The organism is Paraburkholderia sp. J41, assembly GCF_905220235.1.
Taxonomy (GTDB): Bacteria; Pseudomonadota; Gammaproteobacteria; order Burkholderiales; family Burkholderiaceae; genus Paraburkholderia.
The window spans coordinates 1-25,509 of the sequence record NZ_CAJMZE010000019.1; the positions used below are offsets into that span (position 1 = coordinate 1).

A 25,509-nucleotide genomic window follows, 5' to 3' on the forward strand; every position below is an offset into this window, starting at 1 on the left:
TTGGCATATTCACCCAATCGGATTGGTGGGGAATTTTGCGGGTTGCACTGGCACTATTACCTTAGAAGAAGCCCGCGTTAGAGCCTTTCTCCGGATGATCCGAACTGGAGAAGGCACCCACGGCTTGGACAGTTATGAGCGCTTATTTGGCGGGCAATCCTTCATTAAAGATTATGGCCGTGATTTTAGTGACCATCCTCATATTATGGTGACAAGGATGATACACGGAAGGCCCGTTACATCATCGGCAGCCGGGGCATATCAGGTCATGGGATACAATTGGGAGAGTAGCGACGGCAGGGTGTACCGCCAAAATGCTCATATCACGGATTTCTCCCCCATTTCCCAAGACAAGTACGCTGTTGCGTTACTGTCCTTCAAACGGCATGCTCTAGATGCAGTAAAGAGAGGGGATATGGAAAGTGCGGTGTTCGAGCATCATTGTAATTTGGAGTGGGCAAGTCTTCCCGGCAACCAATATGACCAAGGTGGCGTCACAATGCAGTCGGTGAATCAGAATTTTCAAAGATACGTTAAGGAAGAGCTTGCCGGGCAAACGGAACTCGCGGTTCCAATTGGCGGTTTGGACTATTTGATAAAATAACTTTATGAAAATTGTTAAATTTATCACTGCGGTAGCATGCCTGTTTGTGATCTCATTTGGTGCGGAGTGCAAAACTGCATCCGATGAATTTTTAAAGTACAGTGTCGATGTTTTTAAGGGTGAACTCAAAATACCAGATTATTATAAAAAAACCGCCGACGGGTGGCGCGATGATGAGGGAAAATTGGTCGACATTCCGCATGTCAATTTTTCAGGAAAGTATTTTATTGGCAGGCACAGTTGTGGGACAGAATGCGTCTATTACACGCTCAGCGATCTAACTACCGGAAAGGATTACGACTATTTGGATATGTTTTCCTCTGGAGGTGATACTCCCACTCTGACGAGAGATGGTCGCCGCTATTTGACGGAATTACTTAGCAAGGCAAATAGCAGGTTGCTTGTTGCGAAATATCACATTTCAGCATCCACCAATCGCGGTGAGGAGTGTAGGCAAAAGGAATTCTTACTCAATAGTACGGGAAGAATTTCTCCGCTCTCAACAACTACCACGCAATGTATAAATTGATTTGCCGCCGTCGTATACCGTCACCGCGATGTGCCCAAGACCTGTTGGCGCGTTTCGTTGATCTTCGATTGACTGTTGTCCCGGCATCGTGCGATAGCCGGGACTGTGAATCAACCGGCCATTTCACAAACATGCGCCGCCGACGCTTGCATCATCGGGCGGCGGCGCGCTTCAAGCAAATCAGTCCGGTGATAGGCTGCTTCAACCTTGTTCGCGATGGTATGAGCGAGCGCCCGCTCGGCAAGGTCGCGCGCATAGCCGTTTTCGCTCGCCCAATCGCGGAAGCTGGAGCGGAACCCGTGCAGCGTCGCGACGCGCCCCGGCGTATCGCTCTTTGCCTTCACGCGGCGCAGGAGCGCCGTCAAGGTCATATCGGATAACACCTTGCCGCGCGGCGACAGAAACACCAAGGATTCGTGCTGCTTTGACTCTTTGAGCCGCTTGACGAGCGCGAGCGCCGCCGACGAGAGCGGGACGCGGTGCGGCTCTTTCGCCTTCATTCTTGTGCCGGGGATGGTCCACACAGCGGCGTCGAGGTCAAACTCGCCCCATGTCGCGCCGCGCACTTCGCCGCTACGCGCGCCCGTCAGAATCGCGAATAGCATCGAGCCGCGCGTGTTGTCGCCGGGTTCAATATCGTTAAGCTGCGCTTTCACGAATGCCGGTATGTCACTCCACGGCATCGCGGGCTGGTGTTCCTTCTTCGCGTTCTGCTTCGGTAAAAGGTGACGACCACACTAACCGGGTTTGCTGCGATATGACCGTGCACCCAGGCCCATTGCATTACTGCGTGCATACGCTGACGGGTACGGCGGCGGTCTCGGCCTCCCGCTGTTTGCTCATCGTCCGCTATTCCCAAGGTTCGAATCACGCCACGCGCTCCGCCGTGTTCTTGCCCCTTTCCTTTCCACCGATTTCCGCTTCCCCCGCCGTATTTCGTGCCGTCCTGCTCGCTCACAAATAACAAGATCCCGCGCCAAAGCACACGCAGAACCAAAAATTAGGGTCGGAAACCAATCGCCTTATTCGGCATTTGCACAACACCCTAGGTGAAAACCCTAATCCCGGTGTAAAATCCCGACCATTGAAGGGATAAATCACCATGCCGCACCGATACCATCTGCTGGAAAAGCTCGCCTTTTCCTTCGTCTGCCTGTTTGCCGTCACCTGTTCGAGCTATATCGCATGGGAATCGTCGCCGGATTTGCGCGATAACTTCCAGGTCGGCAAGGAACTGTTCCTCAAGAGCGGCGAATACTCCTACGCTTGCGCCACCACCGTTTCGGATCCCTGCGCGCAATTCCCCGTCGAATAACGCACTGCCCGGCGTCGCACCGCTCGTCCGCCGGCGCGCGGGACATTGCCGATTGTGCCGATTGAATCCCGCCGCGTTTCGGCTAAGCTCGATTCAGGTTCCGCTTCGAGCCGCCGAACATGCCGATCCGCGTTTGCCGTACCCGCCTACTCCTGCGACGTGCGGTCCTTGCGCGGCGTTTTGAGCAAATCGTTGCGCTCGCGCTGAGCGCCTGGCTCGCCGCCTGCACGATCACCCTGCCGCAAAAGCCGCTGCTCGTCATTCCGCCCGCGGCGCTCAACAGCACCACGCTCGACGACTATCGCGCCGCCATCGCGAAGCGCATCGTCGAACGCAATCCGTCCTATGTCCTGCACGGCACGCCGCAAGCGATGCTGCGCTCGCTCGTGGTCGTCTCGTTCACGGTCGACCGCAACGGGCAAGTCGTGAAGTCGTCGGTGTATCGCACCAACGGCGACGACGAAGCCGAAGCCACCGCCCTCTCCACGCTGCGCCGCGCGGCGCCGCTGCCCACGCCACCCGCGCGCCTGCTGAATTCCGCCGGTCAGATCGAACTGTTCGAGGATTGGCTTTTCAACGACAACGGCAAGTTCCAGCTACGCACGATCGCGTCGCCGCAAGCGCAGAGCTTCGATTGATGCCGGCGCAACGGTTTGGCGCGCGCGGCGGTCCTTCTTTTGCCGCAAAAAACCGCAGATCGGCCAACGGCCGCCTTGCTGCGCGGCGCCCGCGCTCGTTATAATTTTTCGCTATCCCTCGCCGGCGCCCGCCGGTCGTGCCCACCTGGCGCTACCCGCGCCGCTTCAGGGCACACGAGCGCCGGACCGAATCCCCGCTCTTTCGCGCTTATCCGCACGAAATTAGCGCGTGAAATCGTACAGGCACGCAGTCGGAGTTTCGCGCGCACCCGCTGCCGGCCCGCGCGGCTCGCGCCGAACGCGGCACGCACGGACAGGATTTCGCGCGCACAGCCGCCCAGACGCGATGCATACTGGCGACTCGGCATTGCCCGACCGACGGCGCACCGCGCGTCCTCCGGGCGCGCCACGCCCGACATGCGACCCCAAGCTGAACAAAGACGCCCGCGCCGCCACGGCATGCCTGAAGCGCCAGCGCGCGTCACAACGACTGGAGACCTTCGATGTCCACTTCACCCATTTCGCCCGCGCGCGCGGACGAAACCGCCGCAGCCAAGCCGCAAAGCACCGCGCGCGTGATTTTCGCGAGCTTTATCGGCACCGCGATCGAGTTTTACGACTTCTACGTCTACGCCACGGCCGCCGCGCTCGTGATCGGTCCCGTGTTCTTCCCGCACGGTTCGGCCACCGCGCAGGCGCTTTCCGCGTTCGTCACGTTCGGCATCGCGTTCGTCGCGCGCCCGATCGGCTCGTTCCTGTTCGGCCATTTCGGCGACCGCATCGGCCGCAAGTCGACGCTCGTCGCCTCGCTGCTCGTGATGGGCCTTTCGACCACGCTCATCGGCTTCGTGCCCGGCTACGACGCCATCGGCAGCCTCGCGCCGATCCTGCTGTGCGTGCTGCGCTTCGGCCAGGGCATCGGCCTGGGCGGCGAATGGGGCGGCGCGGCGCTGCTCGCCACCGAATACGCGCCGCAAGGCAAGCGCGGCTGGTTCGGCATGTTCCCGCAGCTCGGGCCGTCGGTGGGCTTTCTCGCCTCGAACGGGCTGTTCTTCGGCCTCGCAACGACGCTCTCGGACCAGCAGTTCCGCGACTGGGGCTGGCGCGTGCCGTTCATCGTCTCGGCGGTGCTCGTCGCGCTCGGCCTGTACGTGCGGCTGAAGATCGCCGAAACCCCGGCGTTCAAGGCCGCGATCGAGCGCAAGGAACGCGTGCGCGTGCCGGTCGCGACGCTGCTTTCGAAGCATTGGGTGCCCACGCTGCTCGGCGCGCTTTCGATGGTCGTCTGCTACACGCTGTTCTACAACGCCACGGTGTTCTCGCTTTCGCACGGCGTGGGCGCGCTGCACATTCCGCGTCCCACGTTCCTCGGCATGCTGTGCATCGCCGTGGTGTTCATGGGCATCGCCACGCCGATCTCGGCCTGGCTCTCGGACCGCTTCGGCCGCAAGCCGGTGCTGATCGTCGGCTGCATTCTCGCGATCCTCTCGGGCTTCACGATGCAGCCGCTGCTCGGCAGCGGCGAGTTGCCGCTCGTGCTGCTGTTCCTCGTGATCGAACTGTTCCTGATGGGCGCGACGTTCGCCCCGATGGGCGCGCTCTTGCCCGAGCTGTTCCCCACCAGCGTGCGCTACACGGGCGCGGGCGTGGCATACAACCTCGGCGGCATTCTCGGCGCGTCGGTCGCGCCGTACATCGCACAGGTGCTGGCCGCGCGCGGCGGCCTGTCGTGGGTGGGCATGTACGTGTCGATCGCCGCGGCCGTGAGTCTCGTCGGCGTGCTTTGCATGCGCGAAACGCGTCACACGTCGCTCACGTGAACCACGGGTAGCGGCGCTCGAGCAGGATCATCGTCGATAAAAAAGCGGCGTCCGGGATTTCTCCGGCGCCGCTTTTTTGTTCAGTTTGGGCGGGCGCAATGCCCGTCTATACTCGGTGCAAAGGCCGCGAGCGACCTCGCGAGGAGCCGACGATGAACCTCTATCTGAGCAACGCCGACATCGTGTCGATCATGGCGCTCGCCTTAGGCATTTCGCTCGTGCTGGCCTTCCGCTTACGCGTGGCCAGTTGGCGCGCCGTGGTGTTCGAAGCGATTGCGGCGAACGCGGCCGCCATTGCCGCGGTCGTCGCCATCGAAATGCTGCTCGCCTGACTTCGGCAAGCGCCGAAGCCGGCAAGCCATGACAGCCGACGGCGATCAGCGATAGTAGTAGCCGTGATGGTAGCCGCCGCCGTAGTAGCCGCCGGCCGGCACCACGACGCAGCCGCCCAGCGAGGCCGCCAGCAAGGCGCCGGCGATGAGGGTAAGCGTCAATCGTTTCACTTCGTTTCTCCCGTCAAGTCAATGTCTGTGTCCGGGCCTGCGATGTCGGCCGGACAGTTCAGATTGAACACGACGCCACACCGCCAAGGCGTTGCAATTTGTAAGTAGCGGTATGGCCCGTGTAACACCGCGCGCCCCTTGTACGCGTGGGCGCGCCTTTGCGGCCGCGCGCGCCAGGCAACGGGCACACTTCTAACACGCGTGTAATAGAGCGAGGCCGAGTAACGCAGAGCGCGTTGCTGCGCGCCCGCTCCAGACGCAATGCGCCCGATGAACGCCGGCGGCAAACCGCACCGCCAGCGCGCACCGGGCGCACGCCAATCCAATGAAACGTCAGTAGATCACCACAGGCCGGACATGCACCGGCTGCGCGGGTACGACAATGCAGCCCGCCAGCACGAAAGCCAGCGCAGCCACGGCAAGCAGCTTCCTGCTCATGAAGTTCTCCTGGGCGGCGCGCGTAGCGAACCGCGCGCCGTCAACGTCCGTTATCGAGGCAAGCTGCGGTCAAGCGGCCCAATGGCCGTCGATCCAGCGCCAGTTCGGGCCGTGCGCGACCCAGTGGCCCGGCACCCAGTGATAACCCACCCGCTCGCGCTGCCAGTGGCCCTGCACCCACACGTAGTGGCCGCGCACCCATTGCCAGTGGCCCTTGTCCCACGCGAAGCCCGCGCGCGGCGCCGGCACGACTTCCACGCGCTCGGGCGGCGGCGCGACGTTCGGTTCCACGATCACCACGGCGGCGAACGCGGGCGCGGCGACAGCGCAGGTTCCGGCCGCGACGATGGCAGCCTTGGCGATGAAGTGACGAAGCGTGTTGTTCATAGTGATCACCCTTGAAGTTGGACGCCGCGATGGGCGTTACGCAATCAATGCGCGAGCGCGCCGCCGCGCTGACACGCGCGGTGTAACGGCGAAGGGTGAAGTGAAACCGAATATTTCCGCGGGCGGTTTGCCGCGAGAGACACCGCGGAGCGCGGTCGAAAAAAGCGCACGGAACGCGCGCCGGAGGACACAACAAAGAGCGATAAAACAGCGAAGCGCGCGGCGCCCAGGGCCGCGCGCTGAACCTCAGGCCTGCGGAATTTCGATCTTGACCTCGAGCACTTCGAGATCGTCCTGACGTTCGAGACTCACGCGAATGTCCTCGTCGGAAATCTTCACATATTTAGAGATAACCGCGACGAGTTCGCGTTGCAAGGCCGGCAGGTAATCGGCGGGCGGATGACCGCCTGCGCGCTCGTGAGCAATGATGAGCTGCAGGCGTTCCTTCGCTACCGAGGCGGACTTCTTCTTCTCGCCGAGAAAAAACGAAAGAAACGACATGACGTGCGCCTCCCTTACTTGCTGCCGAACAGGCGCTGCAGGAGCCCCGGTTTCTGGTAGTCGGTGAAGCGAAGCGTCTTTTCTTCGCCGAGAAAGCGCGCCACGACGTCCTTATAGGATTCGGCGACATCGGTGCCGTCGAGATGGACGGCGGGCACGCCCTGGTTCGATGCGTGCAGCACGGCTTCCGATTCGGGAATCACGCCGATCAGCTCGATGCGCAGGATTTCCGCGATGTCGGAGAGCGAGAGCATTTCGCCTTCGCTCACGCGCTTCGGGTTGTAGCGCGTGATGAGCAAGTGTTCCTTGATGGGCTCCTTGCCTTCGATGGCGCGCTTCGTCTTCGACGAAAGCATGCCGAGAATGCGGTCCGAGTCGCGCACCGACGACACTTCCGGGTTCGTCACGATCAGCGCTTCGTCGGCGAAATGCATCGCGAGCAGCGCGCCCGATTCGATGCCGGCCGGCGAATCGCAGACGATGTACTCGAAGTCCATCTTGATCAGATCGTCGATCACCTTTTCGACGCCTTCCTTCGTGAGCGCGTCCTTGTCGCGCGTCTGCGAAGCGGGCAGGACGAAAAGCGTCTCGCACTTCTTGTCCTTGATGAGCGCCTGGTTGAGATTCGCCTCGCCCTGGATCACGTTGATCAGGTCGTACACGACGCGGCGCTCGCAACCCATGATGAGGTCGAGATTGCGCAGACCCACGTCGAAGTCGATGACCGCGGTTTTGTGGCCGCGCAACGCGAGGCCCGATGCGAAACTCGCGCTCGTGGTCGTCTTGCCGACACCACCCTTGCCCGAAGTCACCACAATGATTTTTGCCATTCCCTTACCTTGCGTTCGTCAGTTTCCAGTTTGGTCTCATCGCGTGCCGCTCTTGCTCGCGCGGCGAATCAGGTGAGCCTCAACGGTTCGATCAACAACTTTTCTTCGTCGAGCCGGATTTGCACCGGCTTGCCCTTCACGTCGGCCGTGAGCGGGACCTCGGTCGTACGGTAGATGCCCGCGATCGAAATCAGTTCCGCTTCGAGGCACGTGCAGAAAATGCGCGCGTCGTGATTGCCGTGTACGCCCGCGAGCGCGCGGCCGCGCAACGGCGCGTAAATATGGATGTTGCCTTCGGCGATGACTTCCGCACCGTTCGAAACGAGGCCCAGCACGACCACGTCGCCTTTCGCGTAGATGCGCTGCCCCGAGCGCAGCGGCCGGTCGACGACGAGCGTTTCCGGGCGCGCGCCGCGCGCGTCGCTTTCGGGGGCCGCCGCGCTGTCGAGTTCGACGGCGACGCCGTTCGTCTCGGCGGAAAAGAGTTCGGGCTGGGCCGCGGCGGGCATTGGCGCGGATTCGGCTGCCGCAACCGGCACGCCGGGTTCGCTCGCCTCTTCGGCGGATTTCGCGCTCGCGGCGCGACGGTCGCGCGCTTCGAGAAACGGCAGGCCCGCTCCGGCGGCCCATTCCTGCTGCGCGGCATGCGCGACCACGCCTACCGGACGCATGCGCACGCCTTCGAGCAAGCGCACGATGTCGCCGAGCGCGACCTGCTCGCCCTCGGCAAGACGCCGCACGTCGATCGCGACGGTGTCGTTCGCGAAGAATTCAGGCGTCGCCTCGAAGCGGCGCGTGAGTTCCGCGCGCATGGCGTCGAGCTCGGTCGTCTTGATCACGAACAGAAGCGTATCGACTGAACCGCTCTTCAGTTCAAAATATGGCGATTTCCTGGGCGACATGGCGTTCGGCTAAAAATTTTGCGTATTTTACAGGCGTCAACGCGCACGGCCATTTTTTTTAACGGTGTATTTGGCCCGTTTTGCGCAAACGATTCGCGCAAGCAAAACCAGAACGCCATGCATGCGCGCCGCGCTCGCGCCGGGCAACGCCACGCCAGCCCACGACGAAGCCGCGTGCGCGAAAGACGAAAATGGAACGGGAAAAGCGGAAAAAGCGCGGCGCGACGCCGCTCACGCCAATACCGCCGGCAGCGGCCCGCCAATGACGAGGCAACAGCCGCGCTGCGAACGGCGCAACATGCCGCTGCAACATGCGGCAAACCCCGGCGTCGAGCGAAACCCGAGCCGGCGCAATGCCCGCTACCAGGAAAGATCAGGAAGACGCGGCCTTCACAGGCGCGCTCACGTCGCGCATGAGCAGCGTTTCCCATTGCTCGGGCGACTGCTGGCTGCGCGCGTGATCGCCCGTGGCGACAAAACCGAGGCGCTCGTAAAAGCGCATGGCCGTGGTGTTCGAATCGGTGATCCACGCAAAAACCTGCGCGGCGCCTTCGCTCACGAGCCAGTCGATGGCCGCGTTGAGCAGCAGTTCGCCGCCGCGCAGATGACGCACCGCGGGCGCAACCCACAACGCCGAAACGAACGCGCGGCGTGCCGGCGCGCTCTCGAAGCTCGCGCCGATCAAACCGGCGGGATGGCCTTCGGTATACAAAATGAACGTCGTGCCCGAGTGCGAGACCGCATGCCGAGCCGCCGCAGCGTCGAATACGGCTGCGTCGGCGGACAGCGCGTCTTCGAGCGTGTCGCCGAATGCATAGGGCGCGTCGCGCAACGAAGCTGTTCGCAGCTCGCGGAGCACGGCACCCTGATCGGCGGCGATACGGCGAACGGTCAGTGACAGTGACGGACTCATGCAGTCGTAAACCCCAATAAAGCGCTAACGCGTAGCTTTAACCGAACTGGCTTGAGAGTCAAATCCTTATTTGACAATTCATGCCACGCATCGCGCCGCATCACGGCCCCGACACCCATCTTGACCGCGAGCCCGCCCGGCCGCGCCGCCGCGCTCACGGCGCCTCGTACGCGCCCGTGCCGTCCGGCCAGGGCGTCAGCAGCTCGTAGCCATCTTCCGTGACGGCCACCATGTGCTCCCATTGCGCGGAAAGCGAGCGGTCCTTCGTCACCACGGTCCAGCCGTCGCGCTGCACGGTGGTGCCCGCGCGGCCGGCGTTGATCATCGGCTCGATCGTGAAGACCATGCCCGGCTTCAGGCGCACGCCCTGCCCCGGCTGGCCGTAATGCAGCACCTGCGGCTCCTCGTGATAGACCTTGCCGATGCCGTGCCCGCAATACTCGCGCACGATCGAAAAGCCCTCGGCCTGCGCGCGCTTCTGGATGGCATGGCCGACATCGCCGAGCGTCGCGCCCGGCTTCACCTCGCGAATGCCCGCGAGCATCGCCTCGTAGGTCGTGTCGATGAGTTGACGGCCCACCGTGCTCGGCGTGCCGACGGTGTACATGCGGCTCGTGTCCCCGAAATAGCCGTCCTTGATGACAGCCACGTCGATGTTGACGATGTCGCCGTCCTTGAGAATCTCGCCGCGGTTTGGAATGCCGTGGCACACGACCGAGTTGACCGACGTGCAAATCGTCTTCGGAAAGCCGAGGTAGCCCACATTGGCGGGCACGGCCTTGAGCGTATTGACGATGAAGTCGTTGCAGATCGCGTCGAGGTCGTCGGTGGAGACGCCCGGCTTGACGTGTTCGCCGATCATCGCGAGCACGTCGGCGGCGAGCCGGCCCGAAATGCGCAGACGGGCGATATCGTCGGCAGACTTGTAGGTGATAGGCATCTGAGAACCGAAGTGGGCGCGGCGGCGCGCAGGGTAGCGCGACACTCCGCCGCCAATTCAAAGGAGCGATTGTACCGGCGCGACGGCTTTGCCTGCGCGGGAACTCGGCCGGCCGCGATTGAATTTTCAGATACGTCCGATTGTTGGCGCGCCAGCCTCCGTCAAGAATAGGAAATATCTTACATCGCAAGGCGATTTTCGATCATGACCTCCTCCCCCGCTACCGCCTCGGCGCGCCCGAATATCCTGATTGCGCTGCCGACCTACGACAACTCGGTCCACTTCGACTTCGCGATGGCGCTCGCCAAGCTCATGGGAACGCTCAAGGAGCGCGGCATCGGCTACGAATACATCCACACGGCCTCGTCGCACATCATCCGCGCGCGCAATTTCTTCGCGAGTTACTTTCTGAGCCGCCCGGAGTTCACGCATCTGCTCTTTCTCGACACGGACATGGACTTTTCGGTCGAGGCCATTCCCCGCCTGCTCGCCGGCGACAAACCCGTGGCCGGCATCGCCTGCCCGTACCGCTTCTTCGACCGCGAGAAGAAAATCACCGGCGAGGACGTCGGGCTCTCGCTGCGCGAATGGCAGGAAAAAACCGTCGACTACAACACCGCCGTGCTCGCGGATGCAGAGGGAAATAGCCAGGTGTTCGGCGGCTGGGCGGAGGTAAGCCATATCGGCACGGGCATTTTCCTCGTGCGCCGCGACGCGGTCGAAGCCATGCAACCGCTCACGCAGCTTTACCGGCCGCCCTCGCAATACGCGCCGTACCTTCCTGACGGCCGCTTTTTCGGTTTCTTCGACACCATCAGCGAGAAAGGCGTCTATCTTTCGGAGGATTTGTCGTTCTGCCGGCGTGCGCGCGAATCGGGCATGCCGGTGTGGGCGCTGATCGACGAAAAGATCACCCATCATGGCGGATCGTCGATCTCGGGCACGTATATGCATGCGCTGGAACTGCGCGGGAACGTGAAGAAGTGATGGGATGAGGTGATGCTGGAAATGCGCGGCACGGTGCAGATGCATCCGCGCCGCGCAAAAATGGCAGTTGCAAGAATTGCAATCGCAAAGCAAAAACCCCGCAGTCTTTCGACTTGCGGGGTTTTTTGAATTTGGCGGAGAGGGTGGGATTCGAACCCACGGTACGGGGAAACCGTACGCCTGATTTCGAGTCAGGTACATTCGACCACTCTGCCACCTCTCCGGGCTACTGCGTTTTTACTGCTTCTCAAGTCTTGGTCGTCGACTGGAGAAGCGAAGATTATAGAACACTTTTCGGCTTTTGCAAGCTCTCTTGCGAAAAAACTTGCGGGACCATCAGCGAGACGACAAAGCGTTCAACGCGGACGCGGCGCTGCACGCGCGCGGCGCCCGCCAGACACGCTCCAAGCCGCTCCAGGCCGCTCAAGCCGTCGCTTCGAGACGCGCCACGCCGCCCATGTACGGCCGCAGCACTTCCGGCACCGTGACCGAACCATCGGCTTCCTGGTAGTTTTCGAGCACGGCCACGAGCGTGCGGCCCACGGCGAGACCCGAGCCGTTGAGCGTATGCACGAGTTCCGGCTTGCCCTGCGCGTTGCGGTAGCGCGCCTGCATGCGACGCGCCTGGAACGCTTCCGTGTTCGAGCAGCTCGAAATTTCGCGATACGTGTCCTGCGCGGGCAGCCAGACTTCGAGGTCGTAAGTCTTGGTGGCCGAAAAGCCCATGTCGCCGGTACACAGCGTGATCACGCGATACGGCAAGCCCAGCTTCCGCAGAATCGTTTCCGCATGCACGACCATTTGTTCGAGCGCGTCGTACGACGTTTCAGGCGCGACGATCTGCACCATTTCGACCTTGTCGAACTGATGCTGACGGATCATGCCGCGCGTGTCGCGGCCATAGGAACCCGCTTCCGAGCGGAAGCACGGCGAATGCGCGGTGAGCTTGATCGGCAGCGCGCTGCCTTCGACGATGCTCTCGCGCACCGTGTTCGTAAGCGAGATTTCGGAAGTCGAGATCAGATACTGCGTGACCGTGTTTTCCGCGCCGCCCTTTTCCACGCGGAACATATCGTCGGCGAACTTGGGCAACTGGCCCGTGCCGTACAGGATTTCCGGATTGACGATGTAGGGCGTGTACGTTTCCGTGTAGCCGTGATGCTGCGTGTGCGTGTCGATCATGAACTGCGCGAGCGCGCGATGCAGGCGCGCGATCTGGCCGCGCAGCATCGTGAAGCGCGCGCCGGAAAGCTTCGCGCCCGTTTCGAAGTCCAGACCGAGCGGCGTGCCTATGTCCACGTGATCCTTCACCGCGAAGTCGAACGTGCGCGGCGTGCCCCAGCGGCGCACTTCCACGTTGTCCTTTTCGTCCTTGCCCGCGGGCACGCTTTCGTGCGGCAGATTCGGCACGCCGAGCATCAAATCGGAAAGCTTCGCCTGGATCTCGTCGAGCTTGACCTGCGACGCCTTCATTTCGTCGCCGATCCCGCCCACTTCGGCCATGACCGCCGAGGTGTCCTCGCCCCGGCCTTTCATCGCGCCGATCTGCTTCGACAGGCTGTTGCGGCGCGCCTGCAGGTCTTCGGTGCGGGTCTGGATGGCGCGGCGTTCCGCTTCGAGCGCGGAGAAAGCCGCGACGTCGAGGATGTAGCCGCGGTCGGCGAGGCGCTTCGCGACGCCGTCGAGGTCTTTGCGCAGCAGCTGGATGTCGAGCATGGGATTGTGAGACGCAGTTTCGTTGTATGAAGTGTCGATTTTAGCGCACCGGCGCACGCAAACCGCGCCCGTGCGGACCGCGTTGGCCGTTCGGCCAGGACGACGACGCGCACGAGCCCGCACCGGCGGCGTGCCGCTCTAGTCCCGCCGCTTGCGGTTGCGCGCTTCCTCGGCGATTTCGTCGCGATGCTCCTCGCGCCACTGCGCGTCGAGATCGGCGAGACGCGCGAGTTTTTCGCCGATCTTGCCTTCGAGCCCGCGCGGCGTGGGCTGATACCAGCGCGGCTCGCGCATGCCGTCGGGCAAATAGGTTTCGCCGGCCGCGTAGGCGTCGGGTTCGTCGTGCGCGTAACGGTAGTCGTGGCCGTAGCCCAGTTCCTTCATGAGCCTGGTCGGCGCGTTGCGCAGATGGATCGGCACCGCGCGCGACTGGTCCTTGGCGACGAAACCGCGCGCCGCGTTATAGGCGTTATAGCCCGCGTTCGACTTGGGCGCGACCGCGAGATAGATCACGGCCTGCGCGAGCGCCAGTTCGCCTTCGGGCGAACCCAGGCGCTCGTAGGTTTCGGCGGCGTCGAGCGTCATGCGCGCCGCGCGCGGATCGGCGAGACCGATGTCCTCCCATGCCATGCGCACGATGCGCCGCGCGAGATAGCGCGGGTCGGCGCCGCCGTCGAGCATGCGGCAGAACCAGTAGAGCGCGCCGTCCGGGTTGCTGCCGCGCACCGACTTGTGCAGCGCGCTGATCTGGTCGTAGAACGCGTCGCCGCCCTTGTCGAAGCGGCGCAGGTTCTCGGCGAGCGCGCTGCCGAGCAGTTCGCCGTCGATTTCCGTTTTCTTCTGCTGGGCGGCCGCCCGCGCGACGATCTCCAGGTTGTTGAGGAGCTTGCGCCCGTCGCCGTCGGCGGAGCCGATCAGCGCCTTCTTCGCCTCGTCCGTGAACGTGAGGCCGCCGAGTTCCTCGCTCGCGCGCGCGAGCAGTTCGCCCTGCTCCTCCTCGTCGAGACTTTTCAGCACGTAGACGGCGGCCCGCGACAGCAGCGCGCTGTTCACCTCGAACGACGGGTTTTCCGTGGTCGCGCCCACGAACACGAACAAGCCCGATTCCACATGCGGCAAAAACGCGTCCTGCTGGCTCTTGTTGAAGCGATGCACTTCGTCGACGAACACGAGCGTCTGATGGCCGTGCGCGCGATGCAGTTGCGCCTGCTCGACGGCCTCGCGAATGTCCTTCACGCCCGAAAGCACCGCCGAAAGCGCGATGAACTGGGCATGGAACGCATCGGCCATGAGGCGCGCGAGCGTGGTCTTGCCGACGCCGGGCGGCCCCCAGAGGATCATCGAATGCGCCTCGCCGGACTCGAACGCGACGCGCAGCGGCTTGTTGGGCCCGAGCAGATGCTTCTGGCCGATGACTTCGTCGATGGAGCGCGGGCGCAGCCGCTCGGCGAGCGGGACGTTGGCACGGGTTTCTTCAAACATGACGTTTTCGCGATAATGACGGCTTTGCGGCAGCGCGCCGAGGGGCGACGAATCGGGGACAGTGCGCGTCCCGGACGGTCGGCCGGCAGGCGCGCCGGATGCAGCCGTCCATTATGACAGTGCGCGCCGCCGCGCGACGCCGGCAAAGCGGGCAGAACAGCGGACAACTCAAAAGACTCAAAGGAAAGCGTTCCAGATGACTCAAGACTCCCAACCCCGCCAGACGAGTTCGGGCGAAGGCGCCGGCTCCGCCTACGCGCCCAATCTTCCCGTGCCCGACGCGCGCCGCCAGTTCCGCACCGGCGACGCCTTCGCGCTCTGGTTCTCGCTCGGCATCGGCCTGCTGGTCGCGCAGGCGGGCGCGCTGCTCGTGCCGGGCCTCTCGCTGCCGCACGCGCTCTGGGCGATCGGCATCGGCAGCGTGATCGGCGTGGTGCTGCTCGCTCTCGCGGGCGTGATCGGCACCGACACCGGGCTCGCGGCCATGTCGTCGCTGCGCCCGACACTGGGCGTTCGCGGCGCGTCCATTCCGGCCGTCATCAACATGGTGCAGCTCGTGGGCTGGGGCTCGTTCGAGATCATCGTGATGCGCGATTCCGCCGACGCGCTCGGCAAGCAGGCGTTCGGTTTCTCGATGCCGCTCGTCTGGACCGTGGTGTTCGGCGTGCTCGCCACGCTGCTCGCCGTGAGCGGTCCGCTCTCGTTCGTGCGGCGCTTCCTGCGCACGTGGGGCATCTGGCTGCTGCTCGCGGGCGCCGCGTGGCTCACGTGGAGCCTGCTCGCGCAGCACGACATCAACGCGCTGATGCGCCGCCCCGGCACGGGCGAGATGCCGTTCGGCAGCGCCATCGACCTCGTGGTGGCGATGCCGCTTTCGTGGCTGCCGCTCATCGCCGACTACACGCGCTTCGGCCGCAAGGCCGGCGAAACCTTCCGCGGCACGCTGCTCGGCTACGGCATCGCGAACCTGTGGTTCTATGCGCTCGGCGCGATCTACGGCCTCGCGGCGGGCGGCGGCGACGCGCTCCTCACCACGGCGCTCGCGCAGGCGGGCGGCGGCTTCGCGCTGCTGCTCGTGCTGATCGACGAAATCGACAACGCCTTCGCCGATATCCATTCGGCCGCCGTTTCCACGGGCACATTCTGGTCGCGCGGCAGCGTGCCGTGGCTGTCGGCGGCGTTCGGCGCGCTCTGCACGCTGATCGGCCTCGTCGTGCCGATGGCGAAGTACGAAAACTTCCTGCTCTTCATCGGCTCGGTGTTCGCACCGCTCTTTGGCGTGGTGCTCGCCGATCACTTCATCGTGCGTCGCCGCCGCATCGAAGCCGGCGCGCTCGCCGATCCCGCCGGCGTGTACGGTTATTCGGGAGGCTGGCATGTGAGCGCGTTCATTGCGTGGGCGCTCGGCATCGCCGCGTATCACGCGCTCAATCAGTGGATGCCGAACCTCGGCGCAACGCTGCCCGCGCTCGTGGTGGGCGCGGTGTGCTATCTCGTGCTGACGGGACGCCGGCGCGCGGCTTACGCGTAACGCCGCCGCGATCGCGTGCTGACTCGCGATCGTCCGCGCAACGGAAAACGCCACGCTGTCATGGCGTGGCGTTTTCATTTAACGCAACGATGCGCGCCTTGCCCTAGCGAGCGCATACCGACGGCATCGACGCTAGCGGGCCTTACTCGCAGTGACCGCAGCCCGCGTGCGCGTGATGCGCGTGATCGTGGCCGTGCGCGTCGGCGGGCAAGTGCTGCGCCGCCTGCGCGCCGATGCCGAGCCGCTGCAACAGTTTGCGGTCGGCTTCCGCCTGCGGATTGCTCGTCGTGAGCAACTGGTCGCCGTAGAAGATCGAGTTCGCGCCGGCCATGAAGCACAGCGCCTGGAGCGCGTCGTCCATTTGCTCGCGCCCCGCCGAAAGACGCACCATCGCCTTCGGCATGGTGATGCGCGCCACCGCGATCGTGCGCACGAACTCGAACGGATCGAGCGGCTCCGTGCCGTCGAGCGGCGTGCCGCTCACCTGCACGAGATTGTTGATGGGCACCGACTCCGGGTACGGCTCCATGTTCGCGAGCTGCGCGATCAGGCCCGCGCGTTCGCGGCGCGATTCGCCCATGCCGACGATGCCGCCGCAGCACACGTTGATGCCCGCGTCGCGCACGCGTTCCAGCGTCTCCAGACGGTCCTCGTAGGTGCGCGTCGAGATGATCTTGCCGTAGAACTCCGGCGACGTATCGAGGTTGTGGTTGTAGTAGTCGAGGCCCGCGTCGGCCAGCGCCTTCGCCTGGTGATCTTCGAGCATGCCGAGCGTCACGCAGGTTTCGAGACCCATCGCCTTCACGCCGCGAATCATGTCCTTGATCGGCTCCAGATGGCGATCCTTCGGATTGCGCCACGCCGCGCCCATGCAAAAGCGCGTCGCGCCGTTGGCCTTCGCGTTGCGCGCGGCGTCGAGCACGGCTTGCACTTCCATCAGCTTGCTCGCGTCCACGCTGGTGTCGTGATGCGACGACTGCGGGCAGTACGCGCAGTCTTCCTCGCAGCCGCCGGTCTTGATCGACAGCAGCGTGGAAAGCTGCACGGCGTTCGCGTCGAAATGCTCGCGATGCACTTGCTGCGCGCGGAACATCAGATCGTTGAACGGCAATTCGTAGAGCGCGGCGACGTCGGCCACGCGCCAGCGCGAAGCGGCTTCCGCCGCGGCCTGCGCGCTCGGTGCGGTGGCCTTGAGCGAAGTGAGGTCGATATGGGTTTGCGTCATGATGTCGTGATCCTTCGGGACGTTTTGACTGTTTAGCGTGAGGACGCCGTGCGGCGGCCGGCGAATGCGCCGAGCCGCGCGAGCAATGCGTCGATATTCAGGTGTCCTGATGCTTCGTCGGCGCTCGCGCCGCGCAGATGCGGCACGACACCGAGCAGCGGCGCGTCGTATTGCGCGGCGAGACGTTCGCGCAGCGCGTCGATGTTTTCGCCGGGGAACGTCATGGCCGGGTCGATGCGGTTCGCGACCCAGCCCGCGAGCGCGAGACCGCGCGCGGCAATCGCTTCGGCCGTGAGCAGCGCGTGGCTGATGCAGCCGAGCCGCATGCCGACCACGAGCACCACGGGCAAGCCCAGCGCCACGGCGAGATCGGCCGTGTCGTGCTCGCGCGTGAGCGGCACGCGAAAGCCGCCCACGCCCTCCACCACGACGGCATCGGCGCGCGCGCAAGCCTCGCGATGGCAATCGGCGATGCGCGCCATGTCGAGCGTCACGCCTTCGAGCGCGGCGGCGATATGCGGCGCGGCCGGCTCCTTCAGCAGAAACGGCGTGCGGATCTCGGGCGGCAGCAGCACGCTCGCGGCGGCATCGAGTTGATCGGCGTCTTCGTTGTGCCACACGCCGTCGCGTTCGAACGCGCCCGCCGCGACCGGCTTGAGCGCCGCCGCGCGCAGGCCCGCGCGCGCGAAGCCGCGCAACAGCGCCGCGCTCACGAACGTCTTGCCGATCTCCGTATCGGTGCCGGTGACGAATACGCCGAGCGTCATGCCGCCACCTCTCGCGCCTCGAGGCTCGCGCGCTGGAACGCCGCGTCGAGCCGGTCGAGATCGGCTTCGGAATGGGCTGCCGAAAGCGAAATGCGCAGGCGCGACGTGCCTTCGGGCACGGTCGGCGGACGAATCGCGGGCACCCACAGGCCGTCGCGTTCGAGCACGGCCTGGAGCGCGAGCGTCGCTGCGTTTTCGCCGATCACGAGCGGTTGCACGGCCGTATGCGAATCCACGGGACGCCAGCGGGTTTGCGCGAGCAGCGCCCGCGTGCGTGCGATGAGGCGCGCGAGATGCGCACGCCGCGCGTCGCCCTCTTCGCTCTCGATCACGCGCAGGCTCGCACAAACCGCATGCGCCACCGCCGGCGACGACGCCGTGGTGAAGATATACGGGCGCGCGCGCTGCACGAGCCATTCGATCACGGTCTCGTGCGCGCACACGAACGCGCCCGACACGCCCGCCGCCTTGCCGAGCGTGCCGACCATCACGAGCTGCGGCGAGCGCAACGCCGCTTGCGCAATCGCGCCGCGCCCTTGCGGACCGAGCACGCCGAAGCCGTGCGCGTCGTCGAGCACGAGCCACGCGCCGTGACGCCCGGCGAGTTCGAGCAGGCGCGCGAGCGGCGCGACGTCGCCGTCCATGCTGAACACCGTGTCGCTCACGATCAGCTTCGTCGGCGCATCGGACGCTTCGAGCCGCGCGGCCAGCGCATCGACATCGGCATGCGGATAGATTTCGATCTGCGCGCGCGAGAGCCGCGCGCCGTCGATCAGCGAGGCGTGGTTGAGCGCATCGGAAAAGATCGTCGCGCCGCGGCCCGCAAGCGCCGTGAGCACGGCGAGATTCGCCATGTAGCCGGTGCTGAAGTACAGCGCGCGCGGCGCCGGCACGAAAGTGCCCGCGAATGCCGCGAGATCGTCCTCGAGTTGCGCGTGCGCGCGCGAATGGCCGCCCAGCAGATGCGAGCCGCCGCTGCCCGCGCCATAACGCTGCGCGCCTTCGGCGAGCGCCGCCGTCAGCCGAGGATGCGCGGCGAGGCCGAGATAGTCGTTGCTGGCGAAGCCGATCGTCGCGCGGCCGTCCACCTGCATGTGCGCGCTGCACGGCGTGTCCGCGGTGCGGCGGCGGCGGCGCAAACCGCGCGCGTCGATCTCGCGCAGCCCTTGTTCGAGCGTATCGAGCAGCGTCATCACAGGTCCTCCGCGACGGTGGCGTCGAACGTCTCGCGCGTGCGCGCGGCGAGCAACGCCTGTGTTTCGTTGTCCAGAATATAGGGCGGCATGACGTAGACCGTCGTGCCGATAGGGCGCAGCAGCAATTCGCGCTGCAATGCGTGCTCGAAGAAACGGCGCGAGAACGTGGCGGCGCGCCGCGTGTCGGCGAGCGCGACGTCGAACGCGAGGATCGTGCCGCACTGGCGCAGGTTGCGCACGAGCGGATGCGCTTCGAGCGGCGCGAACGATGCACGCAAATGCGCCGACTTCCGCGCGTTGGCCGCGAGCACGTCGTCGCGTTCGATCAGGTCGAGCGTGGCGAGCGCGGCGCGGCACGCGAGCGGATTGCCGGTGTACGAATGCGAATGCAGAAAGCCGCGCGTGGTGTCGTCGTCGTAGAAGGACGCGTAGATGTCGTCGCTCGACAGCACGATCGAAAGTGGCAGATAGCCGCCGCTGATGCCCTTCGAGAGCGTGAGCAGATCGGGCCAGACAGCCGCTTGCTCGCACGCGAAAAAGGTGCCGGTGCGCCCGCAGCCCACGGCAATTTCGTCGGCGATCAGATGCACGCGATGGCGGTCGCACAGCGCGCGCAAGCCCTTCAGATAGGCGGGATCGTGCATGGCCATGCCGGCGGCGCACTGCACGAGCGGCTCGACGATCAGCGCGGCAATGCGGCCTTCGCGCTCGACGAACACACGCTCGACGTCGGCAAGCGCGCGCGCGGCGACGTCGGCGGCGGTTTCGCCGGGCTGCGCGAGGCGGGCATCGGGCGAAGCGACCACGTGCGCGTGATGCAGCAGCGGATCGTAAGCATCCCTGAACAACTTCACGTCGGTCACGCCGAGCGCGCCGATCGTTTCGCCGTGGTAGCTGTTGGCGAGGCACACGAATTCGCGCTTGTCCGCTTCGCCGCGATTGCGCCACGCATGAAAGCTCATCTTGAGCGCGATTTCGACCGCCGACGCGCCGTCGGACGCGAAGAACGCATGGCCGAGCGCGTGCTGCGTGCGCGCGGCAAGCCGCTCCGCGAGTTCGACGGCGGGTTCGTGCGTGCAGCCCGCCAGCATCACGTGTTCGAGCGTATCGAGCTGCGCCTTGAGCGCTGCGTTGATCGACGGATTCGCGTGGCCGAACAGATTGACCCACCACGAGCTGATCGCGTCGAGATAGCGGCGGCCTTCGCGGTCGTAAAGCCACGGACCTTCGCCGCGCGCCACGGCCACGAGCGGCACGCGCTCGTGGTGCTTCATTTGGGTGCAGGGATGCCAGACGGCGCGCAGGCTGCGCGCGATCCAGTCGCGCGTTTCATCGCTTGTGGCAAAACCGTCGCGGGCGGTATTCGAGTGCGGATTCAAGTACGGCTCCAGGAACAACAGCGGGCCGAGATTAGCGCGTTCGGGGCCGCAATGCACTACCCCGAAAATCGGCCCGGATGCCCTGCCCGCGTGGCGTTGCGCGCGATTCGGCGCAGCTTGGAACCGTTGCGGCGAGAAAGCCCGAAATGCCCGCAGATGACGACGACAAAGTGAACCCGCCTTACGCAAAAAAATTGGCGGCGCGGCGTAACGCGCTCACGCAACCACGATGCGGCGCGACCGGCGAATGGCGTATCGAGGAAAAAATGAAGCCCGCGCAAAAACGCCGGGCGGCTCGCGAAAGAGCCGCCCGGGTGGAGAAATAAGGGGGAAAAACGCGGAACTAGCGGCTTGCGAGCGAGTGCGAGTTGTCGGCGACGTTGTTGTCCGCCGACGCGGCGGCGGCCTGCGCCGCGCTCGTGTCGTCGGCGCCGTTCGCGCCGTTCGCGCTGTTTTGGGCCGTGGTGGCGGCCGTATTGTCGTTCCAGACGACCGTTTCGTTGACGGCGTAGAGGCGGCACGGGTCGGCGCTGTGCTTTTCGCAGTTCGCGATCGCCACCGACATCGGATTGTCGCCGCCTTCGGCCCACGACCACGCGCCCGAATCGGACACGGCGAACGCGCGGCTCGGGTACTGCTTGAGGAAGTTGCGGTAACCGTCGCGGCCCGCCTGATCGAGGAACGGCACGGCGCCCACCGAGTCGATGGCGGCATAGCCCGTGCCGTTGGGCGCGGCCGGCGTGTTGACGCGGTACTGCACCGCCGTCGGCAAGCCGGCCGAGGCGAGAAAAGCCTCGACCGTGGGCCACCAGACCTTCACACCGTCGCGGTCGCCGACCAGACGGTGCGCGTCGTTCTTGTACGAACCGAAATCGACGAGCTTGGCGATCGCGGCCGGGCGGTCCTCGCCGCTTTGCGCGTCGCGGTAGGCGTCGAACATTTTGCCGACGAGATCGCGCGACCACACCGAGTCGTTGTCGCCGTACAGCCAGAGCGAGGCCACGCGCGCCTTGCCGCCGTAATCGCCGAACGCCTGGGTCAGGTTGCCTTGCCAGCCCGTGCAGGCGTCCTGGCGCAGCCCGCCCGAGAAGTTGATGAGCGCGCGCACGCCCTTCGCGGCCTCGGTGCCGTAGGCCATCGTGGCAAGGCCGCCGTGCGAGGTGCCGGCCACGACGATCTGGTTCGCGTCCACGTAAGGCTGCTTCGACATGTAGGCGACGGTGGCCGCCACGTCCGACGCCTGGCCCAGACCGTTGGTCGCGACATCGCAACCGTCTTGCTGATAGGTGCCGCCGGAATCGGCGAATCCCTGCCGGTTCGGCGCGACGACCACGTAACCGCGGCGCACGAATTCGCGCGCGAACGAAAGCGGGTCGCTGCGCGTTTGCAGGCGCGGATCGCCCGGAATCTTGCCGTGATTGAACACGACCATCGGGAACGGGCCGGGGCCGTCGGGGCGATAAACCGTGGTTTCGAGCGTGATGTCGCCCGATGCATCGACGGGAACGCGAATCACCTGCTCGTTGAGATCGGCGCGCACGGCCGGAAGATAGGCGTCGTCGAGCGCGATGCGCGGCACGCGGGCATTGCCGAGCGGACCGCCCGCAAGGCCGGCGCGCGCGGCGCCGGAATGCGCCTCGCGCGCGTTCGCGGAAACGTTGGATGAGGCATCGGCGGCGTCGCCCGCGGGTGCGGCCGGCGTCGCGGCGTGAGCGACCGAAAGCAGACACGCGGTGCCGGCTACGACCCATCCGGTAAGAAGCTTCCTGAACGCCATGCGCAACACCACCCGCAAAAAAACCTGCCGAGAATCTGACTTGCCGCCGGTTGAACCCGTTGCACGCACAACGAATCACCGTTGCGCGGGGCTCGAAAGCCAGGCGCTGCGTGTGACCCGTCTCGGGGGAGTAAAACCGACCGGAAACCCTGCGCGGCGCAGTTCTATCGTCGATCAGACCCGCCGCCAGCCTCTGCTCGCGCGCTCGTAAGCTGCTGAAAGAAAAAGCTTTTCACCAGGTGCTTACGGGCCGGAACAGACACCGTGGATTGATACTCGCACGACAAATATTTGTTGTGCAATTCAGGGCTTACCCGGCATAACGCATGCCAGCGGCGCGCGGGCCTTGCGGGGCCGCGCATCGGCGTCCTGCGGGGCGTTGCGAAGGAAAGGGATCGTAAAAAGAGCGCGATGACAAACGTCGCGCGCAGCCAACAGTACGCAATTTGTACCGATTTTTGCGGCGCGCTTTTGCATGCGACAGGCGTCGCGTGCCGGTCGGGCCATGCGGACGCGAGAAGGCTCGAAGCGCCGTTTCAGCGCGCGTCCACGTCGCCTTCGACGTAGCGCCAGCGCCCGTCGCCGCCGCGCGTGAAGCGGCTGGTTTCCTGCAAGCGCACCGCGCGGCCGCCCGTTTTGTAGCGCGCCACGAATTCGACGATCGCGTGCGCGTCGTCCTGCTGCTCGTGGCGCTTCACGTCAAGGCCGAGCCAGCGCGGCGCGCCGGGCGCGGCCGGATCGACGTCGAGATCGGCGGGACAGGTTTCGCTCGCCCACGTCGCGCGCAAATACGCCTCCTCGCCGAGCACGTAAGCCGTGTAGCGCGAGCGCATGAGTTCGAGCGCCGTGGCGGGCAGCGCGGCATCGTCGATAAAACGGCCGCAGCATGCGGCGTAGCGCGGCGGTTTCGCACCCGCCTTCTGATTCGGCGCGGCGCCGCCGCAGGGACATTCGGCGGGACGGGCGGCGCGCGGGGTATCGGCGTTCATCGGTTCGGTTGCGGAGGTTCGCGGGCCGGCAAGCGTAGCGCAAAAGCGCGCGGCCTTACCAGTCGAGTTCGGTGCCGTCGTACTGGAAGAAGCGGCCGTTAAAGACTTCGCGCGCGGCGGCGGCTTCGGCGATCACTTCGCGCATGCCCGCGACGCTCGCCGCCACGTCGATGGCCGCGTTCGCGCCGCCCATTTCGGTGCGCACCCAGCCCGGATGCAGCGAGACGCAGGTCGCGCGGCGCGTTTGCAGCGCGGTGATCCGGAGCGCGTCGTTGAGCGCGGCCTTGCTCGCGCGGTAGAGCCAGCCCGTCGTGCCCGTCGCCTGCGCGATGCTGCCCATGCGGCTCGACACCACGGCCAGCACGCCATGCGCGGCCTCCACGAGCGGCAGCAGCACCGGGATCAGTTGCATCGGGCCGCGCACGTTGGTGTTCATCACGTACTCGAAATCTTCCGCCGCGACGACTTCCACGCCCTCGGTGCGCGGGCCGTAGACGCCCGAGTTGATGAGCACCGCGTCGAGCCGCTCGCCGTCGAGCTTCCAGCCGAGCGCCGCGATTTCCTCGGGGCGCGTGATGTCGAGGGAAAACGCCTGCGCGCCCGCCTCGCCCAACGCCTGTAGCGCCTCCGGCGCGCGCGCCGTGGCCAGCACGCGCCAGCCGGCCTTCCTGTACTGCCGCACGGCCTCGAACCCGAGCCCGCACGACGCGCCCACGATCAACGCTGTTTTCATCTCGCCACCTTTCTCGTGCGTGCCGCGCGCCGCCTTCGCGCGGCGCGCGCCGTTTTCAGCCGCCGGCCTGGAGGAGTTCGACGGCCATCGCCGTGGCCTCGCCGCCGCCGATGCACAACGCCGCCACGCCGCGCTTGAGCCCGCGCGCGCGCAATGCGCCGAGCAGCGTGACGAGAATACGCGCGCCCGACGCGCCGATCGGGTGCCCGAGCGCGCACGCGCCGCCGTTCACGTTGACCTTGTCGTGCGGCAGGTCGTGCGCCTTCATCGCGGCCATCGTGACCACGGCGAAGGCTTCGTTGATTTCGAAGAGATCGACGTCGGCCGCCTTCCAGCCGGTCTTGTCGAACAGCTTCGCAATCGCGCCGACGGGCGCCGTCGTGAACTTCGCGGGCTCGTGCGCGTGCGTCGAATGCCCGGCCACGCGCGCGAGCGGCGTGAGCCCGAGGCGCGCCGCCGTGGACGCGCGCATCATCACGAGCGCGGCCGCGCCGTCCGAGATCGACGAGGAATTCGCCGCCGTCACCGTGCCGGTCTTGCTGAAGGCGGGCTTGAGCGTGGGGATCTTGTCGGGGTTGGCCTTGAAGGGCTGCTCGTCGCGCGCAATGGTGGTTTCGCCCGCGCGCGAAGCGACCTTGACCGGCGCGATTTCCCAGTCGAACGAGCCGTCCTCGTTGGCGCGTTTCGCACGCCTGAGCGACTCGATCGCGAACGCGTCCTGGCGCTCGCGCGAGAAGTCGTATTCGCCCGCGCATTCCTCGGCGAACGTGCCCATCAAGCGGCCTTTGTCGTAGGCGTCTTCGAGACCGTCGAGAAACATGTGATCGAGCACCTGGCCGTGGCCCATGCGCATGCCCGCGCGCGCCTTCGGCAGCAGGTAGGGCGCGTTCGACATGCTTTCCATGCCGCCCGCCACGATCACGTCGACGGAACCCGCGCGCAGCATGTCGTGCGCGAACATCGCGGCACGCATGCCCGAGCCGCACATCTTGTTGACGGTGGTGGCGCCCGCCGCGAGCGGCAAGCCCGCGCCCAGCGCCGCCTGCCGCGCGGGCGCCTGGCCCTGCCCCGCCGGCAGCACGCAGCCCATCACCACTTCGTCGACCTGTTCGGGCTTCAGGCCCGCGCGCTCGACGGCGGCCGCGATCGCGGCCGCGCCCAGCTCGGGCGCCGCGAGCGATGCGAAATCGCCCTGAAAACCGGCCATCGGCGTACGCGCCGCCGCGACGATCACAATGGCGTCCTGATCCTGTTGCGTCTCACTCATGGTGTGTCTCCTTCGATGGATGTCTCGAATCGGATGTCGATGCGAGGTTTCCGCACGGCCGCCCGTTGTGCGGTCGGCGCGTTACAACCTTGCCGCTACCACCTTGCCGCTACCACCTTGCCGCTACCACGTTGCGTTAC

25 protein-coding genes, 1 tRNA gene and 1 pseudogene are annotated in these 25,509 nt (G+C 65.3%); 9 read left to right on the forward strand and 18 right to left on the reverse strand.

What is annotated here, in order from left to right; all coding sequences use genetic code 11:
- Window positions 1-604 (forward strand): annotated as a pseudogene (locus tag U5805_RS19790) (glycoside hydrolase family 104 protein); the annotation flags it as partial.
- A gap of 4 nt (window positions 605-608) precedes the next feature.
- A complete protein-coding gene (locus tag U5805_RS19795; protein ID WP_322105193.1) occupies window positions 609-1,133 on the forward strand; it encodes a hypothetical protein in 525 nt (174 codons plus the stop codon).
- 110 nt (window positions 1,134-1,243) lie between these two features.
- On the opposite strand, the gene U5805_RS19800 is transcribed toward U5805_RS19795, so the two are convergent.
- Window positions 1,244-1,816 carry a site-specific integrase gene (locus tag U5805_RS19800; protein WP_322105194.1) on the reverse strand — a complete coding sequence of 191 codons (573 nt, stop codon included), beginning with the start codon at window positions 1,814-1,816 and terminating at the stop codon, window positions 1,244-1,246.
- A 419-nt stretch (window positions 1,817-2,235) separates the two neighbouring features.
- Here U5805_RS19800 and U5805_RS19805 point away from each other — a divergent pair, with 419 nt between their 5' ends.
- The 4 genes from U5805_RS19805 (at window position 2,236) to U5805_RS19820 (ending at window position 5,238) form a co-directional block, all read left to right on the forward strand.
- Entirely contained in the window at window positions 2,236-2,448 is a 213-nt protein-coding gene (locus U5805_RS19805) for a hypothetical protein (RefSeq protein ID WP_322105195.1), read from the forward strand.
- Window positions 2,449-2,567: 119 nt separating this feature from the next.
- Window positions 2,568-3,086 carry an energy transducer TonB gene (locus U5805_RS19810; protein ID WP_322105196.1) on the forward strand — a complete coding sequence of 173 codons (519 nt, stop codon included), beginning with the start codon at window positions 2,568-2,570 and terminating at the stop codon, window positions 3,084-3,086.
- Between the two features lie 503 nt (window positions 3,087-3,589).
- Entirely contained in the window at window positions 3,590-4,906 is a 1,317-nt protein-coding gene (locus U5805_RS19815; protein ID WP_322105197.1) for an MFS transporter, read from the forward strand.
- A gap of 152 nt (window positions 4,907-5,058) precedes the next feature.
- Window positions 5,059-5,238: a hypothetical protein gene (locus tag U5805_RS19820; RefSeq protein ID WP_322105198.1), complete on the forward strand. Its 180-nt coding sequence runs from the start codon at window positions 5,059-5,061 to the stop codon at window positions 5,236-5,238.
- 678 nt (window positions 5,239-5,916) lie between these two features.
- Here the strand turns inward: U5805_RS19820 and U5805_RS19825 are convergent.
- The 6 genes from U5805_RS19825 to map form a co-directional block, all read right to left on the reverse strand.
- Window positions 5,917-6,234 carry a hypothetical protein gene (locus U5805_RS19825; RefSeq protein ID WP_322105199.1) on the reverse strand — a complete coding sequence of 106 codons (318 nt, stop codon included), beginning with the start codon at window positions 6,232-6,234 and terminating at the stop codon, window positions 5,917-5,919.
- A 246-nt stretch (window positions 6,235-6,480) separates the two neighbouring features.
- Complete coding sequence (minE, locus tag U5805_RS19830) at window positions 6,481-6,735, reverse strand: cell division topological specificity factor MinE (protein ID WP_027795398.1); 255 nt, start codon at window positions 6,733-6,735, stop codon at window positions 6,481-6,483.
- Between the two features lie 14 nt (window positions 6,736-6,749).
- On the reverse strand, window positions 6,750-7,565 hold the full coding sequence (gene minD, locus U5805_RS19835) for a septum site-determining protein MinD (protein WP_322105200.1): 816 nt from the start codon (window positions 7,563-7,565) through the stop codon (window positions 6,750-6,752).
- A gap of 68 nt (window positions 7,566-7,633) precedes the next feature.
- A complete protein-coding gene (minC, locus tag U5805_RS19840; RefSeq protein WP_322105201.1) occupies window positions 7,634-8,467 on the reverse strand; it encodes a septum site-determining protein MinC in 834 nt (277 codons plus the stop codon).
- A 373-nt stretch (window positions 8,468-8,840) separates the two neighbouring features.
- On the reverse strand, window positions 8,841-9,380 hold the full coding sequence (locus tag U5805_RS19845) for a GNAT family N-acetyltransferase (protein WP_322105202.1): 540 nt from the start codon (window positions 9,378-9,380) through the stop codon (window positions 8,841-8,843).
- Window positions 9,381-9,534: 154 nt separating this feature from the next.
- Window positions 9,535-10,320, reverse strand: coding sequence for a type I methionyl aminopeptidase (gene map / locus U5805_RS19850; protein WP_322105203.1), 786 nt, complete (start codon window positions 10,318-10,320; stop codon window positions 9,535-9,537).
- 204 nt (window positions 10,321-10,524) lie between these two features.
- On the opposite strand from map, the gene U5805_RS19855 reads away from it, so the two are divergent.
- Window positions 10,525-11,307 (forward strand): hypothetical protein, encoded by a 783-nt coding sequence (locus U5805_RS19855; RefSeq protein WP_322105204.1) that lies wholly within the window; start codon window positions 10,525-10,527, stop codon window positions 11,305-11,307.
- Window positions 11,308-11,439: 132 nt separating this feature from the next.
- On the opposite strand, the gene U5805_RS19860 is transcribed toward U5805_RS19855, so the two are convergent.
- The 3 genes from U5805_RS19860 to U5805_RS19870 form a co-directional block, all read right to left on the reverse strand.
- A tRNA-Ser gene (locus U5805_RS19860) sits at window positions 11,440-11,530 on the reverse strand.
- Between the two features lie 200 nt (window positions 11,531-11,730).
- Complete coding sequence (gene serS / locus U5805_RS19865; RefSeq protein WP_322105205.1) at window positions 11,731-13,023, reverse strand: serine--tRNA ligase; 1,293 nt, start codon at window positions 13,021-13,023, stop codon at window positions 11,731-11,733.
- A 138-nt stretch (window positions 13,024-13,161) separates the two neighbouring features.
- On the reverse strand, window positions 13,162-14,505 hold the full coding sequence (locus U5805_RS19870) for a replication-associated recombination protein A (protein WP_322105206.1): 1,344 nt from the start codon (window positions 14,503-14,505) through the stop codon (window positions 13,162-13,164).
- A 196-nt stretch (window positions 14,506-14,701) separates the two neighbouring features.
- Between U5805_RS19870 and cytX the strand changes: the two genes are divergently transcribed.
- Window positions 14,702-16,036, forward strand: coding sequence for a putative hydroxymethylpyrimidine transporter CytX (gene cytX / locus U5805_RS19875; RefSeq protein ID WP_322105207.1), 1,335 nt, complete (start codon window positions 14,702-14,704; stop codon window positions 16,034-16,036).
- A 142-nt stretch (window positions 16,037-16,178) separates the two neighbouring features.
- On the opposite strand, the gene bioB is transcribed toward cytX, so the two are convergent.
- The 4 genes from bioB to bioA are packed head-to-tail and all read right to left on the reverse strand — an operon-like array spanning window position 16,179 to window position 20,603.
- A complete protein-coding gene (gene bioB / locus U5805_RS19880) occupies window positions 16,179-17,261 on the reverse strand; it encodes a biotin synthase BioB (RefSeq protein WP_322105208.1) in 1,083 nt (360 codons plus the stop codon).
- Between the two features lie 32 nt (window positions 17,262-17,293).
- Window positions 17,294-18,028: a dethiobiotin synthase gene (bioD, locus tag U5805_RS19885; protein WP_322105209.1), complete on the reverse strand. Its 735-nt coding sequence runs from the start codon at window positions 18,026-18,028 to the stop codon at window positions 17,294-17,296.
- Entirely contained in the window at window positions 18,025-19,221 is a 1,197-nt protein-coding gene (bioF, locus tag U5805_RS19890; protein WP_322105210.1) for an 8-amino-7-oxononanoate synthase, read from the reverse strand. Before bioF ends, bioD begins: the two co-directional genes overlap by 4 nt.
- Window positions 19,221-20,603 carry an adenosylmethionine--8-amino-7-oxononanoate transaminase gene (gene bioA, locus U5805_RS19895; RefSeq protein ID WP_322105211.1) on the reverse strand — a complete coding sequence of 461 codons (1,383 nt, stop codon included), beginning with the start codon at window positions 20,601-20,603 and terminating at the stop codon, window positions 19,221-19,223. Before bioA ends, bioF begins: the two co-directional genes overlap by 1 nt.
- 146 nt (window positions 20,604-20,749) lie before the next feature.
- Between bioA and U5805_RS19900 the strand changes: the two genes are divergently transcribed.
- Window positions 20,750-20,929 carry a hypothetical protein gene (locus U5805_RS19900; RefSeq protein ID WP_322105212.1) on the forward strand — a complete coding sequence of 60 codons (180 nt, stop codon included), beginning with the start codon at window positions 20,750-20,752 and terminating at the stop codon, window positions 20,927-20,929.
- A gap of 17 nt (window positions 20,930-20,946) precedes the next feature.
- On the opposite strand, the gene U5805_RS19905 is transcribed toward U5805_RS19900, so the two are convergent.
- The 4 genes from U5805_RS19905 to U5805_RS19920 form a co-directional block, all read right to left on the reverse strand.
- Window positions 20,947-22,380 carry a dienelactone hydrolase family protein gene (locus U5805_RS19905; RefSeq protein WP_322105213.1) on the reverse strand — a complete coding sequence of 478 codons (1,434 nt, stop codon included), beginning with the start codon at window positions 22,378-22,380 and terminating at the stop codon, window positions 20,947-20,949.
- Between the two features lie 536 nt (window positions 22,381-22,916).
- Window positions 22,917-23,369 carry a YchJ family protein gene (locus U5805_RS19910; RefSeq protein ID WP_322105214.1) on the reverse strand — a complete coding sequence of 151 codons (453 nt, stop codon included), beginning with the start codon at window positions 23,367-23,369 and terminating at the stop codon, window positions 22,917-22,919.
- A gap of 55 nt (window positions 23,370-23,424) precedes the next feature.
- A complete protein-coding gene (locus tag U5805_RS19915) occupies window positions 23,425-24,102 on the reverse strand; it encodes an SDR family oxidoreductase (protein WP_322105215.1) in 678 nt (225 codons plus the stop codon).
- A gap of 55 nt (window positions 24,103-24,157) precedes the next feature.
- Complete coding sequence (locus U5805_RS19920; protein ID WP_322105216.1) at window positions 24,158-25,369, reverse strand: acetyl-CoA C-acetyltransferase; 1,212 nt, start codon at window positions 25,367-25,369, stop codon at window positions 24,158-24,160.
- Window positions 25,370-25,509 lie beyond the last annotated feature (140 nt).